At 65.5% G+C, this 16,473-nt stretch carries 15 protein-coding genes; 5 read left to right on the top strand and 10 right to left on the bottom strand.

What is annotated here, in order from left to right; genetic code table 11:
- The first annotated feature begins 201 nt into the window (after positions 1–201).
- From GX414_11350 to GX414_11340, 3 genes are all read left to right on the top strand, one after another.
- On the top strand, positions 202–1,671 hold the full coding sequence (locus tag GX414_11350; GenBank protein NLI47690.1) for a hypothetical protein: 1,470 nt from the start codon (positions 202–204) through the stop codon (positions 1,669–1,671).
- Positions 1,672–1,682: 11 nt separating this feature from the next.
- Positions 1,683–3,314 (top strand): hypothetical protein, encoded by a 1,632-nt coding sequence (locus tag GX414_11345; GenBank protein NLI47689.1) that lies wholly within the window; start codon positions 1,683–1,685, stop codon positions 3,312–3,314.
- A 135-nt stretch (positions 3,315–3,449) separates the two neighbouring features.
- A complete protein-coding gene (locus tag GX414_11340) occupies positions 3,450–3,866 on the top strand; it encodes a hypothetical protein (protein ID NLI47688.1) in 417 nt (138 codons plus the stop codon).
- Positions 3,867–3,899: 33 nt separating this feature from the next.
- Here the strand turns inward: GX414_11340 and prmC are convergent, their stop codons facing one another.
- The 10 genes from prmC to fusA all read right to left on the bottom strand — a co-directional run bounded on the left by prmC (position 3,900) and on the right by fusA (position 14,739).
- The gene (gene prmC, locus GX414_11335) at positions 3,900–4,775 is read right to left on the bottom strand and encodes a peptide chain release factor N(5)-glutamine methyltransferase (GenBank protein ID NLI47687.1); all 876 of its coding nucleotides are present in this window, start codon (positions 4,773–4,775) and stop codon (positions 3,900–3,902) included.
- A gap of 37 nt (positions 4,776–4,812) precedes the next feature.
- Entirely contained in the window at positions 4,813–5,889 is a 1,077-nt protein-coding gene (gene prfA / locus GX414_11330) for a peptide chain release factor 1 (GenBank protein NLI47686.1), read from the bottom strand.
- Between the two features lie 15 nt (positions 5,890–5,904).
- Positions 5,905–6,906: a DUF1385 domain-containing protein gene (locus GX414_11325; GenBank protein NLI47685.1), complete on the bottom strand. Its 1,002-nt coding sequence runs from the start codon at positions 6,904–6,906 to the stop codon at positions 5,905–5,907.
- Positions 6,907–6,990: 84 nt separating this feature from the next.
- Entirely contained in the window at positions 6,991–7,215 is a 225-nt protein-coding gene (gene rpmE / locus GX414_11320; protein ID NLI47684.1) for a 50S ribosomal protein L31, read from the bottom strand.
- Positions 7,216–7,320: 105 nt separating this feature from the next.
- Entirely contained in the window at positions 7,321–8,529 is a 1,209-nt protein-coding gene (locus GX414_11315) for a glycosyl transferase (GenBank protein NLI47683.1), read from the bottom strand.
- Positions 8,530–8,598: 69 nt separating this feature from the next.
- A complete protein-coding gene (locus GX414_11310) occupies positions 8,599–9,423 on the bottom strand; it encodes an HAD-IIB family hydrolase (GenBank protein ID NLI47682.1) in 825 nt (274 codons plus the stop codon).
- 68 nt (positions 9,424–9,491) lie between these two features.
- Positions 9,492–10,193, bottom strand: coding sequence for a hypothetical protein (locus GX414_11305; protein ID NLI47681.1), 702 nt, complete (start codon positions 10,191–10,193; stop codon positions 9,492–9,494).
- Between the two features lie 22 nt (positions 10,194–10,215).
- Positions 10,216–11,487, bottom strand: a complete 1,272-nt coding sequence (locus GX414_11300) for a glycosyltransferase (GenBank protein ID NLI47680.1) — start codon at positions 11,485–11,487, stop codon at positions 10,216–10,218.
- A 186-nt stretch (positions 11,488–11,673) separates the two neighbouring features.
- Entirely contained in the window at positions 11,674–12,657 is a 984-nt protein-coding gene (locus GX414_11295; GenBank protein NLI47679.1) for a TerC family protein, read from the bottom strand.
- 33 nt (positions 12,658–12,690) lie between these two features.
- Positions 12,691–14,739: an elongation factor G gene (fusA, locus tag GX414_11290; GenBank protein ID NLI47678.1), complete on the bottom strand. Its 2,049-nt coding sequence runs from the start codon at positions 14,737–14,739 to the stop codon at positions 12,691–12,693.
- 167 nt (positions 14,740–14,906) lie between these two features.
- On the opposite strand from fusA, the gene GX414_11285 reads away from it, so the two are divergent.
- Both GX414_11285 and GX414_11280 read left to right on the top strand, forming a co-directional pair.
- On the top strand, positions 14,907–15,638 hold the full coding sequence (locus GX414_11285; protein ID NLI47677.1) for a glycosyltransferase family 2 protein: 732 nt from the start codon (positions 14,907–14,909) through the stop codon (positions 15,636–15,638).
- Positions 15,635–16,462: an ABC transporter substrate-binding protein gene (locus GX414_11280; protein ID NLI47676.1), complete on the top strand. Its 828-nt coding sequence runs from the start codon at positions 15,635–15,637 to the stop codon at positions 16,460–16,462. The genes GX414_11285 and GX414_11280 overlap by 4 nt, the downstream gene beginning before the upstream one ends.
- The last annotated feature ends 11 nt before the right edge of the window (positions 16,463–16,473 follow it).

The following is a 16,473-nucleotide window of genomic DNA, read 5'->3' as shown; positions in this document are numbered from 1 at the left end:
TTGAACATCGCCCATCGGCCGTTGGCGGCCTGGCGACTGATGAGCTGAATCTCCGATTCAGTGTATGAAGAACCAGCCGGTCAGTCAATTTGATAATGGGTCCCCTCAACAGACCGACAGTCCGTTTGCCCCAGATCCGCCGGCGGTCTTTTGCTCCGGCCTCAATGCCAGCTTCGCAGAGTATGTTAGAATATCTTCCCGATGCTCAGCCGTTCCCTGCACACCAGCTGTGATCGACTGCTCCAGCCCCTCGCCCGGCTGTCCGAACGGCCGCGCCTCGTGGCGCTGGTGCTGCTGCTATTCTTTTTCGCCCAGCTGGCCGTGATCGCCATTTACCAACCGTGGCAGAACCCGGACACCTGGCAACTGGGCTTCGAGGTGGGCCGGATCGCCCGAAACGTCGCGCTGGGTTACGGCTACGGATCCCCCTTTGTCATCCTGCCAGGGGACGTGCCGCCAGCGATCCCGGCGTCGCCAACGGACAGCCGCCCCGCGACCGTCCCGCCCGCGGTCGTGGTGAACCATCCGCCCATCCCCCCCACCGCCTACGTGACACCGCCCATTGTCCTGGTCTGGGCGGCAGTGTTCGCGCTGTTCGGCCCATACAGCCCGGTATCCATGTTCCTCTTGCTGGCACTCCAGTGCGGTTTTATGACCCTGGCCGTGTTTCTGCTTCATCGGACGCTCACGACGACACTCGGTCCCCGTGCGGGCGGCCTCGGATTGGTGCTCTTGATCACTTATCCGCTGTCCTGGTTCGGCACCCAGGACATGCGCGGCGAGATCCTGTTCCTCCTCTTTCTCAGCTTGTCGCTGTTTGCGAGCCTGGCGTACCTGCGCGGCCGCCGCTTCGTCCACCTGGCGGTCCACGCCGCCGGATCGGCGCTGGCCGTCCTGACCATGCCCAAGACACTGTTCTTTTTCGTCGCCTACCACATCTGGATGATGCTCCGACTGCGCCGCGATGCGCCGGCGGCGTCCGCCGGGCGATCCCCCGTGTGGTGGCATTACGTGGCCACGGTGGCGCTGGCCGCCTGCCTCAGCTGGAGTCCCTGGATCGTTTTCGCGTCGATCAATTTTCAGCGCCCGGTGCTGTTCGGCACTGGATTGTCCATGCAGTTCTGGCTGGGCAACAACCCGACGGTGCCTGCCAATCCGCACCGGTCGCTGTATGCCAACTTTCCATACGAGAACCAGACCGAGCGATTGTTGATCCTCAACTTGGGCGAAACGGAGTATGCCCGGCTCTGCTGGCGGCGCTTCTTCGATTTCGTTCGGGACCAGCCGCTCACCTACGTTTGGCTGACGGCCCGGCGGATCTTCGCCTACTGGGTGTTTAACCCGGATTACCTGCGTCCCACCCGGCTGTTGCTCATTCCGTGGTATCTGGCATACATGGCGCTGGCGGCGACAGGCCTGTACCGGATCGGGTGGCGCAATTGGAATCCTCTCGAGCAGGTGATCGTGATCTTTTTCGCCTTTTTTCCCATCGTTCATTTCCTGAGCCAGTGCAACGTTTACCGGTATCGCTCGCCCCACGAGATGCTGCTCGTGGTGCTGGTGGCTTCCGTGGCGGCCCGCTTCTGCTCCCGCGCGGATCTATCGAATCAACAGCGACCAACCGGCCCAACCGCCGACCGGTCGGCGTCCGCCCTCCGTCCGGTCCGGTGAAGGCGAGTACCATGAATCACGACCCCTCGCCGCAATCGATCCGGATGCGGGTCATCCATGCCCTGCCCCGTTTGTTGGGCCAGTTGGATCGAGACGCCGACTCCCCAACGTTCGGCTGCTTCGATCGGGATTACTGGCACTACAAGATCCGGGACTTTGCGTCGGCCATCCTGCAGCAGGGGATGGTGGTGATCGAGTGTCTCCGCCGGCCGGAGGCGCCCGACAATCCGCTGCGGGGCCATCCCCTGGCCATCCGCTGGGTGGATGGCGCCTTGCGGTTCTGGGCCGCCCAGCAGCTCGGCGACGGCTCGTTCAACGAGTACTATCCCGGCGAGCACGGGTTCCCGCCCACCGCCTTCAGCCTCCGAGCGGCGCTGCTCGTGCTGCGCTCACGCGGCCTGACCGACCCGGATGTCCGCATCGTCGCCGCAATCCAGAAAGCGGCCCGGTGGCTGATCCGCCACACGGAAACGGAAGCGCTCAACCAGGAAGCCGCCGCCCTGGCCGCGCTGGCGCTGGCCCGCCGTCTGCCGGGCATCCGCCTGGATGCCGATCGGTTGATGGCGCGGCTGGACCGATTCCTGGCCCGGCAGTCCGCCGAAGGCTGGTTTCCCGAGTACGGCGGCGCTGACACGGGATACCTCTCGGTGACGCTGGACTGCCTCTGGGACCTCTTCGAGGCGACCGGCGAGCTCCGTTTTCGCGACGCCCTGGACCGCGGCGCGGCCTATATCGCCACACTGATCGCGGTGTCCGGCGAGACGCCGCCGGCGGTCAATTCCCGGAACACCGATTACATCCTGCCTTACGGACTCGTGCGCGCCGCGGCGCACAATCCGCTGGCCGCCGCCGTCGTCCGCGCCCTGTTCCAACGGGCGGACACGGCGGCGCACCCTCTTGCCCGGACCGACGACCGCTACCTGTGCCATTATGTGTACGCATCCTGCGCGCGCAGCCTGGCCCATCTGGACGCTGTTCCCGCCGCCGCGGCGCTCCTCCCCTGCCAGACCGGCGGCGATTACGTGCTGCCCGAAGCAGGCGTGCTGATCCGTCACGTCCCTGGTCGTGCGTCGGTCTACGTCGCCGCCCGCAAGGGCGGTGTCGTCTGCCGGTACGGTCCCGACGGGATCCGGGACGCCGATCACGGCTGGCGCCTACCGCGACCCGGCGGCCGCGTGGCGGTCACCCACTGGCAGGATCCCGGCTACCGGATTCAACTGGCGGCCGGCGCCGACGGTGCGGCGGCCGTGTCCGTCGAGGGCGCCATGACCGTCCACCGCTGGCGCGTCTCATCTCCACTCCGTCACACCGTGCTCCGGTTGGCCGCGTTCGTCCTGGGACGGCGGCTGATCCCACGGCTGAAACAGGCGCTCATCTTCAAGCGGGTGTCCGCCGGCATCCGTTTCCGGCGGGACGTTCGACTTGACGGGGACGCCGCCGACATCCGCGACACGGTTACCGCTCCACGCCGGGAGACCGCCAACATGGCCCGTGCGACCGACCACTCCTTGCGCCACGTGGCCAGCGCCGGCGGTTTCATCCCCGACGACTTGATCCCGCCGGCACCCGCCGCGGAGCAGCCGGAATCGGCCGCCGGTGACACCCGCGTGTTCATCCGGCGGATGAACGTACCACTCAGCTGACTGGCATGCGGTCAGAACACCGGCCGCGCCACCATCACATGAGATCGCCCGGCCTTGGGACAAACACAATGATCAACCCGACGGCCGACGGGAACCCGACAGGTCGGCCGTACTGCCAGTGATTGGAGGTGCCTGATGCGTCAACGTCTCGTCGGCCCGGCGGTGAGCATGATCGTCGCGGCCGGGCTGGATGCCGGCTTCGACATTTTCATGGTCATTTCGAACCTGTTGATCCGCCCGACGTTCGGGCAATTCCTTCCCGGGCTGGAGCATGTGCCCCATTCTTCCTTCACCCCGTGGGACACCCTGTCGCTCGGCCTGGTCCTCCCTGTCATCAGCCTGGTGTTTGACGCCGTCATCTGCTTTGGGGCGCTGCAGATGCAGCGGGCACGGTCTTACGCCTGGGCCATGGGCGCCGCCATGCTCTCACTCATCCCCTGTCTGGGTTCGCCGTGCCTGGTGCTAGGCATCCCGTTCGGCATCTGGGCGATGATCACCCTGATGCAACCTGACATTCGACGCCTCTTCCCCGGTTTCAATGACGCCGGGTAAACGACTCCGCCGCCGGCCACCCGAATCGCCGGGTCAACCACGCCCGATCTGAAACACCCTCGGGATCCCCGCCAGGTCGGGAAACATGGCGGCGTCGCACCCCATCGACGCCAGCAATGCTGACAGCGCCGGCCACTGCCCATAACCGAATTCCATGAGCAGGCGGCCGCCCGGGAGGAGCAGCGCCAGGGCCGGCGGCACCCATGCCCGGTAACAGTCGAGACCGTCCGTCCCGCCGTCCAGAGCCAGCCGGGGCTCCCAGTCTCGCACCTCCGCCGGCAGGAGTTCCAGGTCGCCCCGGGAGACATATGGCGGATTGGCCACAATCAGGTGAAACTCGCCCGCCGATCCGGCTCGCAGAAACGTCAATCCGTCGCCGCAGACGAACGCGGCGCGCGCAGCCACGCCGAGACGGTCGGCGTTGCCGCGGGCGACCTCGAGAGCCGCCGGCGACCGGTCCGTCGCGACCAACCGGGCCCGGGGCAGCTCCCGCAACAGACTTAAGCCGACGCAGCCGCTCCCCGTGGCCAGATCCAAAATGGACGGCGCCTGGATTGTCCTCAGTGCGTCGGCGCCCTTTTCCACGAGCAACTCAGTTTCCGGTCGGGGAATCAGAACCGCCCGGGTTACTCGAAACGTGTCACGCCAGAAGTCCCGCTCGCCGGTGATGTACTGGACCGGCTCCGCGGCCGCGCGCCGATCCACCGCCACGGCAATCGCCGCGGCCGCCTCGGCCGGTACGATCGCCTCCGGATGGGCGAGGAGATCCGTCCGCTCGCGCCCCAGCACCCAGGCCAGCAGCACGTCGGCGTCCCGCGCCGCCTCGGGCCGGCCGGCGGCCCGCAGGCGACGGGTCGCATCCCGTCGAATCGCGGCAACGGTGGAATATCGGGTATCGGCGTTCTGCATGTCGGACACACGGACGGCGCCGGGGAGGCGGGCGTCCTTATAACACCGTCGCCGATTGCTTCAGCTTCTCGGCTTCGAAGTGGGCGACGAGCGCGTCGAGCACCCCGTCCAGATCCCCGTCGATGATCAGATCCAGCTGGTGCAGCGTCAGGCCGATGCGGTGGTCGGTGAGCCGGTTCTGGGGAAAGTTGTAGGTGCGGATCTTCTCGCTCCGGTCGCCGGAGCCTACCTGGGAGCGGCGGGCGGCGGATATTTCCCGGTCCCGCTTTTCGCGCTCTGCCTCATACAGCCGCGCCAGGAGCACCTTCATGGCCCGGGCCTTGTTCTTGATCTGGCTCTTCTCGTCCTGGCAGCTCACCACCAGTCCGGTGGGCATGTGGGTGAGGCGGACGGCGGAGTAGGTAGTGTTGACCGACTGGCCGCCGGGGCCGGAGGAGCAGAACGTGTCCACGCGGATGTCTTTCGGGTCGACCTGGATTTCCACCTCATCCGCCTCGGGCAGGACAGCCACCGTCACCGCCGAGGTATGGACCCGGCCGCTGGCCTCGGTGGCCGGCACCCTCTGGACGCGGTGGACGCCGCTTTCGTACTTGAGCCGGCTGTACACCCGATCCCCTTCGATGTTCAAAATGACTTCTTTGTAGCCGCCGATGCCGGTGGCGTTCTCGCTGACCACGGCCATTCGCCAGCGGTGGCGCTCGGCGTAGCGGCTGTACATCCGGAACAGGTCGGCGGCGAACAGGGCGGCCTCCTCGCCGCCGGTGCCCGCGCGGATCTCGAGAATGACGTTCTTTTCGTCGTTGGGATCCTTGGGCAGGAGCAGCACCTTGAGCTCTGCCTCGGCTTGGGCGAGCCGCTCGGCCAGTTCGGCCGCCTCCGCGGCCGCCATCTCCCGCAGCTCGCTGTCCGTTTCAGTCGCGGCCATCTGCTCCGCCTCGGTCCGACTCCGGGTCATTTCCTTCCAGGCCCGGTACGCCTTGACGATGTCGGCGATGGCCCGCTGGGCTTTGGCGTGCTTCTGATATTCCAGATGGTTGGCCGTGACCGCCGGATCCTCCAGCAGCCGCTGCAGCTCCATGTATTGATGTTCGATTTCTTCCAGTTTCCTGAACATGATAGGACTCCCGCGTCAGGCGACCGCGGCCGGTTCCGCCGCCGCCCCCTTGAGCCGTGCTTCCAGCTCCAAGCCCTCCTGCAGCGCCCGCAGCGACACCTCCAGCATGGCGTCGTCGGGAGGTTGAGTGGTGATCCGCTGGAGCGCCAGACCCGGCGCCATGATCGCCTTGAGGACTGGATTTCGCGGGAAGCGGGCCGACAGCCGGATGAGCTCGTAGGAGATCCCGGCGATGAGCGGCAGCAGGAACACCCGCGACAGCACCTTGAACACCCACCAGTCGAACTTGAACACCGTAAACACCAGGATGCTGATCACCATCACGAACAGGAGAAAACTGGTGCCGCAGCGGGGGTGCAGCGTGGAGTGGGTGCGGGCGTGCTCAACGGTGAGCGGCTGCCTGGCCTCCCAGAGGTGCACCACCTTGTGCTCGGCACCGTGGTACTGGAAGACGCGGTGGATGTCCTTCATCCGGGAGATGAGCAGGATGTAACCCAGGAAAAAGATGACCCGGATGACGCCGTCCACGAGGTTGAAGAACAGCCAGTGCGAGTGCACCGCCGCGCCGGTGGACGCCGCCGGGTAGACCCACGCGGTGATCAGGGCGCTTAGCCAGTACGGCACCAACACAAACAGGGCGATGCCGGCCGCCAGCGAAAACACCAGCGTCCCGACAAGTATCCAGCGGCTGCCGCCCTCGGGGCCGTCATGCTTCTTCTTCCGCTGCCCGTCGCCCTCGGCCGACTCGGCCATGGCCACCTCGGCCGAGAAGTTGAGCGCCTTGATGCCGATGACGAGAGACTGCAACAAAATGGCGGTGCCGCGGACCAGCGGCCATTTCAGGACCCGCGCCTTGTCGGTCCATTTGGGCGCCGGTTCGCGCTTGACCACGATCTCCCCGTCAGGGCGACGCACCGCGACGGCGATGGTGTTGGGCGTGCGCATCATGACCCCCTCCAGCACCGCCTGGCCGCCCACCAGAATATCCGTCTCCAGCTTCCGGCGACACTCCGACATGACCGTTGACCCTCCCGAGTAAATAAAAAGGGTTGCCCGACGGCCTGTCGCCCGGGCAACCCTTTGGGTATCTGAAGAATCCGGCTACTGTTCGCTGCTTTCCGTGCTTCCCTTCTTGGTGTAACGGCGGGTGAAGCGCTCCACGCGGCCGGCGGTATCCACCAGCTTCTGGCGGCCGGTGAAAAACGGGTGGCACTTCGAGCAGATCTCCAGCCGGATTTCCGGTTTGGTGGACCGGGTCTCGAAGGTGTTGCCGCAGGCGCAGGTGACCTGGGCCTTCTCGTACTTGGGATGAATGTTTTCTTTCATGTTCGCTCCGTCTGACCGACTGATTCCACGGCCGCGCCCAATGCGCGCAAGCGGAAGTTTATACAACAGCCTCATGCCGAATGCAAGCACTTTTTGCCAGTCGGATCAGGCGTTGTCGGCCCATACCGCGTCCAGCAGCTCGGCCGACAGATCCGGAATCGCCGAGCGGATGCGGGTCCACGCCGGAATCATGGGCGTGCCCACCGGGTCCTCCCGGAATCGCTCGACGGCCAGCCGGAAACCCTTCTGGAAGGCCTCCACCGCCGAGATCTCGGCGTGCCGGTCATACTCCAGTCGGTTGATGGCGGCCAGGGCGCTGTACTTGTCCACCGCCTCGCGGGCTTCGCGCAGGTAACTGGTCTGGAGGGAACGAAAGTGGGCATCCGACAAGACAACCCCGTCCTGAGTCAGGATCCGGAACAGGGACAGGGAGATGTCCATGACCATCCGGACCAGGCCCGTGCCGGGTTTGCGGATGTCGATGGCCTGGTGTTTATGGCAGTAGCTGTCCATCAGCTCCACCTGGCAGATGCGCTTGAGCGAGGTGTTGTGGTAGACCTCCCCGAGGGTGGAGATCTCCAAGCCCCAGTCCGGGGCGATCCGGATGGATTCGGCCAGATGGGAGTGGATCGCGAACTCACCCGCCAGGGGATAACGAAAGCTGTCGAGATATTCCAGATAGAGCAGGCGGCCCACCGTGCGCTTCAGCGACCGGATGATCGGCGTGAAAAACAAGCGGGTGGCGCGGCCGTAGAGACGCCCGTTCACCCGGGCATAATAGCCCTTGCAGAATTCGAAATCCGCGCGGCGGCTCATCAGCGGATAGACAAGGCGCGCGAGCAGGTTCCGGTCGTAGTTGGTGATGTCACAGTCGTGCAGCGCGATCCCGTCCACATCTCCTTGCGCCAGAATATATCCCAAGGTCATCCACACGGACAGCCCCTTGCCGGGCATGTCCACCGGAAAATCCTCGCGTCGCAACCGCTGATAGATCGCCTGCATCCGGGGGCCGTCGTGCCAAACCACCTGCACCGTCGGCAGTCGCCGTCGCAGGTAGTCCCGAATGTCAACGAACTGCGCCCGTTCAGCTCGGTCCAGCGACACGACGACCTGGTGCAGATAGTCGACGCCCTGCAGCTGTTTTAGGATCTTTTTCATCGCCGGCCCTTCGAACTCGGTGACCAGTGCAGGCAGCAGGAGTGCGATCTTGCTGGTCACGGCATGGCTCCGGAGCTCCGCTTCCATTTCCTCGACCGGATGGTCTCCCAGGATGGGCAGGGTAGTGATGACTCCGTTCTGAAAGAAATCACTCATGGCATACTCCCGTTTGTCGCTTTTCGCCCGGCTGCGACGCCGTGCCGGAACGACGGCATTTCCGCAGCCTCAGCGGCGGTCGCCGAGCAATTGGTGGATCGCCAGGTTCCAACCCGCCGGTCCGATCGCGGCCGCCAGCAGAGCCCGGGGCAGACCGTCAGCCCTGAGGTGCGTGCCGTCAGGGCGCCGGACGAGCACCGGCACATCCACGACTGACAGAAAATCCAAGTCGTTGGGGCTGTCTCCGATGCCCACCGTCCCGATTTTCCGGCCGGGCCATCGCCGCTGGTAAGCTGCGATCAGCCACCGCACGGCCGTCCCCTTGTCCTGCCCCGCAGCCACGACGTGACAAAACCGTCCGCCTTCCAGAATCCTGAAGCCGGCCCGGCGGGCGATTGCGTCGAGTTCGGCGAGCCGGCCCGGTTCCACCGCGCACGGCTCGGTGAAGAGCCGTGCCGCCGCCCGGCCCGCCGCGTCGGGCGGCAGCGCCGTTCGGGCCGAGATCTCGTCGATGGTCATATCGCCGAATCCGCGCGCACCCAGCCGCGCCGCCTGGCTGACCAGAAATCGGCGTGCTTCCGCGTACGTCCGGCCGAACAGCCGACAGCGGTACCCGGCCACCTCCGACAGATCAGCCATTTCGGGCCCTCCGCCGTCCGGCGGCAGGAACACGGCGGCCCCGTTTTCCACAATGAACGGGTCGTTCAACTGCATGTCCCGCCGCAGGGGTTCCACCTCGGCCAGGGTCTTGCTGGTCACCAACACCAGGGGGATGCTCCGGCCGGCCAGGAGTTCGAGCCCGCTCCGCGCGGCGGACCAGGAGTAAGTCTGCTTGTCCAGCAGTGTTCCGTCCAGATCGGTGAATACCACCCACTGCGTTGCGGTATCATGCATGCACCCACCTCATCGGTCCCGCCTCGGCCCGCCGGCGATCGAACCGCAAACCGGTGCACGGGACGTGCCTACAGATGATGGAAATCATCCGGCTCTTCATCTCCGCCTTTGATCAACCGCTCCAGGTACTCCCGGGCGATGGCCCGCCCACCCAGGCCGAAGGCCAGCGCCAGCGCCAGCACCACGCCCCCGAACACGATTGCAAACGCGATGAGAACCGTCTCGCGTCCGATGCCCAGTTGTTCCAACGCCATCGCCGTCGCGAAAAAATACACGCCGTATTGGACGCACCGGCTGGCCGTCCGGGCCAGCCGCACTCCGGCGTTGACACCGGCGATCAGCACGGTCCGCTGCAGGAAGTTGCCGAGAATGAAGCCGATCATCAGGATCACGACGGCCACAAACAGATTGGGCAGGTACAGCAGCATCTGGCTGAGCAGATTTTCGACCGCCGGTACCTTCAGGGCGGTTAGGGCGATCACGGTGAAGACGAGCACCACCAGCCAGCCTGCCAACTGGCCGATGAGCCGGGACGGGCTGTCCTTGAGCCCGCTCCGCTCCAGTGCCTGCATCATGCCCGATTTCTTGAAAAAGCGGTCCGCCTTCACCACCCGGAGCAGGCCGGTGATCACCTGCCTGGTCAGCCAGCCGCAGATTATGCCCGCAACGATCAGGATCAGCGACACCAGAAGGTTGGGCAGGAACGAGGCGATCATGCCCACGAAGCGCTCAAACGGCTCCACAATGATCCGTTCCCAGATTTCTTTCATGGCTGCACCTTCCTCGGTGGAATCAGTGCTGCGGTTCCCAGCGGGAGACCAGGTAGGGCTTGTCCCGCTCGAACGCCTGGCACAGTGCTTCCAGACGCTGCTCGACCGCGGCGGCGTCGCTGTCCCGGCACTCGATCACGAACGAGGCCACTTTGCCCAGATAGAGCGGGGTCAGCGATTTGATCAGGTGTTCCCGGTTCATGGTCCGCCGATGACAGGCCAGGGCGAAATCGTAAATGAGCCGCACCCAGACCTCGTCGGGCAGGACAAACCGCTCGTCGCTCAGGTCGGCGGCCGCGACGAGACCGGCCATGCTTTCCGGCGAGACGATCTGGCAGTAAACGTCCCGGAGTTCCCGAACCCCCATGCGCATTTTGTCCAGCATGCCGGCCAGGTTGACCGACACGGGCTCCAGTCCCACCGCATAAACGAATCCGAACGTGGGCACCGACATGGACCCGACCACCGACTGCCAGGACAACCGGTACGTTTCCATCAGGCTGAAGAGCGCCCCCACCACTTGGTGCAGCATGGCGCTGAGATCCGCGCCCGGGTCCTTCGGGTCATGGATTTTGGCGCCCAGGAACGACTGACAGACACGGAACCCTTTGGCCACGGCCGTGCCGGTCATCCAGATGTCAATCCCGTACCGGGCCACGTCGCTTTCCCAGACGTCCTGGTTGGCGTAGAATTCGGACAGGCGACCCGAGAAGCCGAAATCGCCCCCGATGGGCTGGCGAATCTGCTTGCCGAACAGGGCACGGGTCATCGGGTAGACGATGGTGTTGGTGATGGTGCCGTCGAACTTGTGCCGGTGATAGTAGGGCGCCACGTAATCAAAGCCGCTGTCCAGCACCGGCCGCAGCAGCAGCTCAAACCACTCGGGGGTGATGCTGCGCAGGTCCGAGTCCACGACGGCGCAAGCCCTCACCTTCAGCGCCCGGGCGATCTCGAAAACGGTCCGGAACGCGCTTCCCTTGCCCGGCAATCCGACATACGGCGTCAGGATCTTATGCAGGGGCTGCACCTGGTTCTGGACGAGCACCGTGCCGAAATCCACCGACGCCTGGCGGACCACATCCAGGGTCTCGTCGGTGGAACCGCCGTCCGAGTTCACCAACACGGCCCGGCAGGACGAAAAGTACTTGCCGAGGCCGGCCTGCGCCGCCCGGACCACGTGACCGATGGTGCGGGCGTTGTTGAAGCTGGGAATGCCCACCAGGACATCGGCCTCGCCGATCTCTCCGATCTGGCGACAGACATCCTCTCTGAGCACGGCGGCCAGTCGTTGCATCGCTTGATCCTGTGCGTTGTCGTTGGAGGCGGCGGTGAAATAGCTTGCGTGATCGCGGTTCCGGTTTCGGTTACAAAGACACTATAACACAGATCGGGGGCGCCGCTCAGTTTATATCGCCGCAGCCGCATGCTCGCGGTCTCTGGATATCGGGCCCAACTCGGCGTTACTGCAGGCGGCGGGCCACTACTCCTTCGCGGAGGTCACCCGATCACCGGTCAGGGCAGCCGGCGGCTCGGGGTCTTTGGAGGAGGAGGGAGGCCGGAGAAGGGAAACGACCACGGAGCCCGCCAGGATGACCGCGACCACGCCGAGGGCGACGGGAACCGGGACCTTGTAGACGTCGGCCAACAGCATCTTCGCCCCGACGAACGCCAGGATGAACGCCAGCCCGTAGTGCAGATAGTGGAAGACCTCCATGACGCCGGCCAAGGCAAAGTAAAGGGCGCGCAAGCCCAGAATGGCGAACACGTTGGAGGTGTACACCACGAACGGGTCGGTGGTGATGGCCAGGATGGCGGGGATCGAATCCACAGCGAAGACGATGTCGCTGGTCTCGATCATGATCAGCACCACCAGCAGCGGCGTCCCCACCCAGGCGCCGCGGCGCCGGAACAGGAAGCGCCCCCCCAGGTAGCGCTTGGTGATGGGGAACAGTCGGCGGAAGCGGCGCAGCAGCCGGAGGATGGGGTTCTGTTCCGGGTGAATCTCGTGGCCTTTCTGAAAGAAGAGCTTCACCCCGCTGTAGACGAGGAACACGCCGAACACATAGATCACCCAGTGGAACTGGCGGATGAGGGTGACACCGGCGGCGATGAACGCCGCGCGGAACACCAGCGCAGACAGGATGCCCCAGAACAGCACCTTGTGCTGGTAGCGCGGCGCCACGCCGAAATAGGAGAAGATCACCAGGAAGACAAACAGGTTATCGACGCTGAGCGACTTCTCGATGATATACCCGGCGAGGAACTCCAGCGCCCGCTCCCGCCCCAGCTCAAACCAGACCCCGACCGCGAACACCAGGGCCAGTGCAATCCAGACCGCACTCCAGACCAGCGCTTCGCGAATGGACACCTTGTGCGCCCGCCGGTGGAACACGCCCAGATCCAGGACCAGCATGCCGCTCACGGCCACACCGAACACCAGCCACATGATTGTTTCGTGGGACATCGTGCGCCTCGACCCGGGCGGGGGCGTGTGGACTTACGCGCCGGAGCCGGTCATCACTTCGAAATGGGAAAACTGCATGGTGAAGGTGGCCCGGCCCTGGCTCAGGGTGCGGACCGCACGGGAGTATCCGAACATCCCGGACAGCGGCACCTGGGCGTCGACGACGGCGAGGTTCTTGCGAGGGGTGATCTTCTGCACCTTCCCCCGCCGGGCGCTCAGGTCGCCCACCACGCCGCCCAGAAACTCCTCCGGCACCAGCACCTCGGCGTTCATGATGGGCTCCATGAGCACCGGGCCGGCCGCCTGGACCCCCAGTGCGAACGCCTTCATGGTGCAGGCCTTGAAGGCGATGTCCGACGCCTGGCCCTCGCGCTGCTCCAGCGCCAGCAGCGTGGTGGCCACATCCGCCACGGGGTAGCCCATCAGCACCCCGCCGAACGCAGCCTCGCGGACGCCCGTCTCGATCGCCTCGTACACAAAACCAAGGATGCTGTCGCGGGGTACCTGGCTGGAGAATTGGTTGCCGCAGCCCCGCGCCAGCGGTTCCACCCGCAGGGTGACGGCGGCGTAGTGGTCGCGGCCGGCGATCTCGTGCTCAAAGACCGCGGCGCCTTCGGCCGCGGCCGAGACGGTCTCGCGGTACACCACCTGAGGTTTGCCGACATTCACCTCCAGACCATATTCGGTGCGGAGGCGGTCCGTCACGATCTCCAGATGCAGCTCGCCCATGCCGGAGATGATGGTCTGGCCCGTATCCGGATCATCGTGGGCATGGAATGTGGGATCCTCGTCGGCGAATTTCCGGAGCATCAATTGGAGTTTTTCGAGGTCGGCGTTGCGCCGGGGCTCCACCGCCATGGAGATCACAGGCTCATAGGCGTCGATGCGCACCAGCAGGATGGGATGCTCCTCGTCGCAGAGGGTGTCGCCGGTGCCGGCGAGTTTGAACCCCATCACCGCCACGATATGGCCCGCCTCGGCCTCGTCAAGCCGCGCCCGCTTATTGGAGTGCAGCTGGAAGATCCGGGCCACGCGCTCCGCCTGTTTCTGCGTGGCGTTATAAGCCGCCTGCCCCACCTGCAGCCGGCCGGAATAGACGCGCAGGAAGCACATGCGACGACCCTCTTCCATCATCACCTTGAACACGTACGCGCAGAGAGGCTCCGCCGGGTCAGGATGCCGCTCCGCCGGCGCGCCGGTGTCCGGCACGTGGCCCCGGATAGGCGGCATATCCAGCGGTGACGGAAGGTAGGCGCAGACGCCGTCGAGCAGCGGCTGAATCCCCTTGTTGCGCAGCGCGGCGCCGCAGAACACCGGCACCAACTGCAGGTTCAGGGTGGCGCGCCGGATGGCCGCCCGCAATTCGCCGGCGTTCACCTCGGCGCCGTCGAGGAAGCGCTCGGCGATGGTGTCGTCGTGGTCCGCCAGGATTTCCACCAGACGCTCGCGGTGGTGTTCGACCTCCGCCGCCACGGCGTCGGGCACCGGTTCCGCCACCACTTCGGCGCCGAGATCTTCGTCTTTCCAGACCAGAGCGCGGCTCTCAACCAGGTCCACCACGCCCTCGAGGCGGTCGCCGTGGAAGATGGGCAGCTGGAGCGGCAGCGGCACGGCGGCCAGCTTGTGGCGCATTTGATCCACTACCCCGAAGAAGTCGGCGCCGGCGCGGTCCAGCTTGTTGACGAAAGCCAGTCGCGGCACGTGGTACTTGTCCGCCTGGTGCCAGACCGTCTCGGACTGAGGCTCCACGCCCCCCACCGCGCAGAAAACCACCACCGCGCCGTCCAGCACCCGTAGGCTGCGTTCCACCTCGATGGTGAAATCCACGTGGCCCGGGGTGTCGATAAGCTGAATCTGGTGGTCGCCCCAGGGGAAACTGGTAACCGCTGACGTGATGGTGATGCCGCGCTGCTGCTCCTGGACCATCCAGTCCATGGTGGCGGTGCCGTCATGGACCTCGCCGATGCGATGGATCTTGCCGCTGTAGTACAGAATCCGCTCCGTCACCGTCGTCTTGCCGGCGTCGATGTGGGCGATGATGCCGATGTTGCGTGTTTTCAGTAATTGGCTGCGTGCGGCCATGGTGTCACCTGCACAAAGGGACACTCTACATGAAAATCCGGGGCTTGTCATCCGACTTTTCGGCGGTTGGGCGGGCGTCTTCCCGCCCGCGCCGCCGACCGACAAAAAGAGGCCTGATTTGACGAAAGATGGTACAATACGCCTTCAATTTCCCAGACGGACGGCACATGAAGCTCTCGGTGGTCATTCCTTTCTACAATGAGCGGCACACCCTGGCCGAGATCCTGCGCCGCGTTCACGCGGTGACTCTGCCCGGGATCGAGAAAGAGATCATTCTGGTTGACGACTGCTCGCAGGACGGCTCGGGCGATCTCGCCGCCGAGCTGGCCCGGGAGCTGCCGGGCGTCGTGGTCCTCCGCCATGAGCGGAACCGCGGCAAGGGCGCGGCCCTGCGCACCGGCTTCGGACGCGCCACCGGCGACTGGGTGTTGGTTCAGGACGCCGATCTGGAGTACGACCCCGAGGAATACGCCATCCTGCTCAAGCCCGTTCTCGACGGCAAGGCCGACGTCGTCTACGGCTCGCGGTTCATGGGCGGTTCCGCCCACCGGGTGGTCTATTTCTGGCACATGCTGGGCAACCGCTTCATCACCCTCTGGTCCAACATGTTGACCAACCTGAACCTGACCGACGTGGAGACCTGCTACAAGGTGTTCCGCCGGGAGCTGCTCCACCGCTTCGAGCTGCGGGAGGACCGCTTCGGCTTCGAGATCGAAATCACCGCCAAGTTGGCTCGCCTGCGCTGCCGCATCTACGAGGTGGGCATTTCCTATTACGGCCGGACCTACGAGGAGGGGAAGAAGATCGGCTGGAAGGACGGAGTCCGGGCCCTCTGGTGCATCCTGAAGTACAACCTGTTCACCCGCGCCCCGCGGCCGGCGGCGGGAGACGGCGCATGACCGCGCCCGTCCGCATCACGGACGCCGCCGGGCGGGAATGGCGGTTTGACCGCCCGCCCCGTCGGGTGGTCTCGCTGGTGCCCAGCCTGAGCCACACCCTGGCCGGCCTGGGCCTTGCCGATCGGATGGCGGGCCGCACCGTCTTCTGCCTGCGCCCGCTGGAACTGGCCGCAACCGTTCCCGCCGTCGGCGGCCCAAAGGACCCGGACGTGGAGCGGGTGCTGGCCCTCCAACCGGACCTGGTGTTCATGGACATGGAGGAAAACCGGGCCGCGCACGCCGGCGCCCTCCTCGACCGGGGGGTGCCGGTGTGGGCGGTCCTGCCCACCAGTCTCGACGACGTGGCGCGCCTCTTCGCCGAACTGGGTGCAGTCTTCGGGATCTCCGACATCGCTGCGGCGCAGGCGGAGATATTGGCCGCCTGCCGAGAGCGGGCCAGCCGCTCATGGCAGGTGCCCATCCCCGTGCTCTGCCCCGTCTGGCGGCACCCGTATATGACGTTCAACCGCAACACCTACATCGCCGCGCTGCTCCGGGAATGCGGTTTCCAGAACGTCCTGGACGAGGCGCCGGAGCGCTACATCCGCTTCGAAACGGCGCTGGTCCCCGGCGGTCCCGACCTGCGGGTGCTGCTGCCCACCGAGCCCTATCCTTTCGACGAGGAGATGATTCCGGTCGTGGCGGCGGACTTCCGCGTCGCGACCGATCAGGTCTTTCTGGTGCGGGGCGAATTGCTGAGTTGGTACGGCGGCTACACCGCCACCGCTCTGGCGACCCTGATGGACCTGCACCAGTTCATGCTGGAGCACGCAACCGACACTTAACCGACGCGGAG

Source organism: Acidobacteriota bacterium (assembly GCA_012517875.1).
Classification (GTDB): Bacteria; Acidobacteriota; JAAYUB01; order JAAYUB01; family JAAYUB01; genus JAAYUB01.
The sequence above is the reverse complement of the archived record's forward strand: the minus strand, read 5'-3'. Positions and strand labels throughout refer to the sequence as shown.

Bases quoted from the DNA above. Each gene is read 5' to 3' on its own strand.
- GX414_11350 (NLI47690.1), top strand. From the start codon at position 202: ATGCTCAGCCGTTCCCTGCACACCAGCTGTGATCGACTGCTCCAGCCC.
- GX414_11345 (NLI47689.1), top strand. From the start codon at position 1,683: ATGAATCACGACCCCTCGCCGCAATCGATCCGGATGCGGGTCATCCAT.
- GX414_11340 (NLI47688.1), top strand. From the start codon at position 3,450: ATGCGTCAACGTCTCGTCGGCCCGGCGGTGAGCATGATCGTCGCGGCC.
- prmC (NLI47687.1), bottom strand. From the start codon at position 4,775: ATGCAGAACGCCGATACCCGATATTCCACCGTTGCCGCGATTCGACGG.
- prfA (NLI47686.1), bottom strand. From the start codon at position 5,889: ATGTTCAGGAAACTGGAAGAAATCGAACATCAATACATGGAGCTGCAG.
- GX414_11325 (NLI47685.1), bottom strand. From the start codon at position 6,906: ATGTCGGAGTGTCGCCGGAAGCTGGAGACGGATATTCTGGTGGGCGGC.
- rpmE (NLI47684.1), bottom strand. From the start codon at position 7,215: ATGAAAGAAAACATTCATCCCAAGTACGAGAAGGCCCAGGTCACCTGC.
- GX414_11315 (NLI47683.1), bottom strand. From the start codon at position 8,529: ATGAGTGATTTCTTTCAGAACGGAGTCATCACTACCCTGCCCATCCTG.
- GX414_11310 (NLI47682.1), bottom strand. From the start codon at position 9,423: ATGCATGATACCGCAACGCAGTGGGTGGTATTCACCGATCTGGACGGA.
- GX414_11305 (NLI47681.1), bottom strand. From the start codon at position 10,193: ATGAAAGAAATCTGGGAACGGATCATTGTGGAGCCGTTTGAGCGCTTC.
- GX414_11300 (NLI47680.1), bottom strand. From the start codon at position 11,487: ATGCAACGACTGGCCGCCGTGCTCAGAGAGGATGTCTGTCGCCAGATC.
- GX414_11295 (NLI47679.1), bottom strand. From the start codon at position 12,657: ATGTCCCACGAAACAATCATGTGGCTGGTGTTCGGTGTGGCCGTGAGC.
- fusA (NLI47678.1), bottom strand. From the start codon at position 14,739: ATGGCCGCACGCAGCCAATTACTGAAAACACGCAACATCGGCATCATC.
- GX414_11285 (NLI47677.1), top strand. From the start codon at position 14,907: ATGAAGCTCTCGGTGGTCATTCCTTTCTACAATGAGCGGCACACCCTG.
- GX414_11280 (NLI47676.1), top strand. From the start codon at position 15,635: ATGACCGCGCCCGTCCGCATCACGGACGCCGCCGGGCGGGAATGGCGG.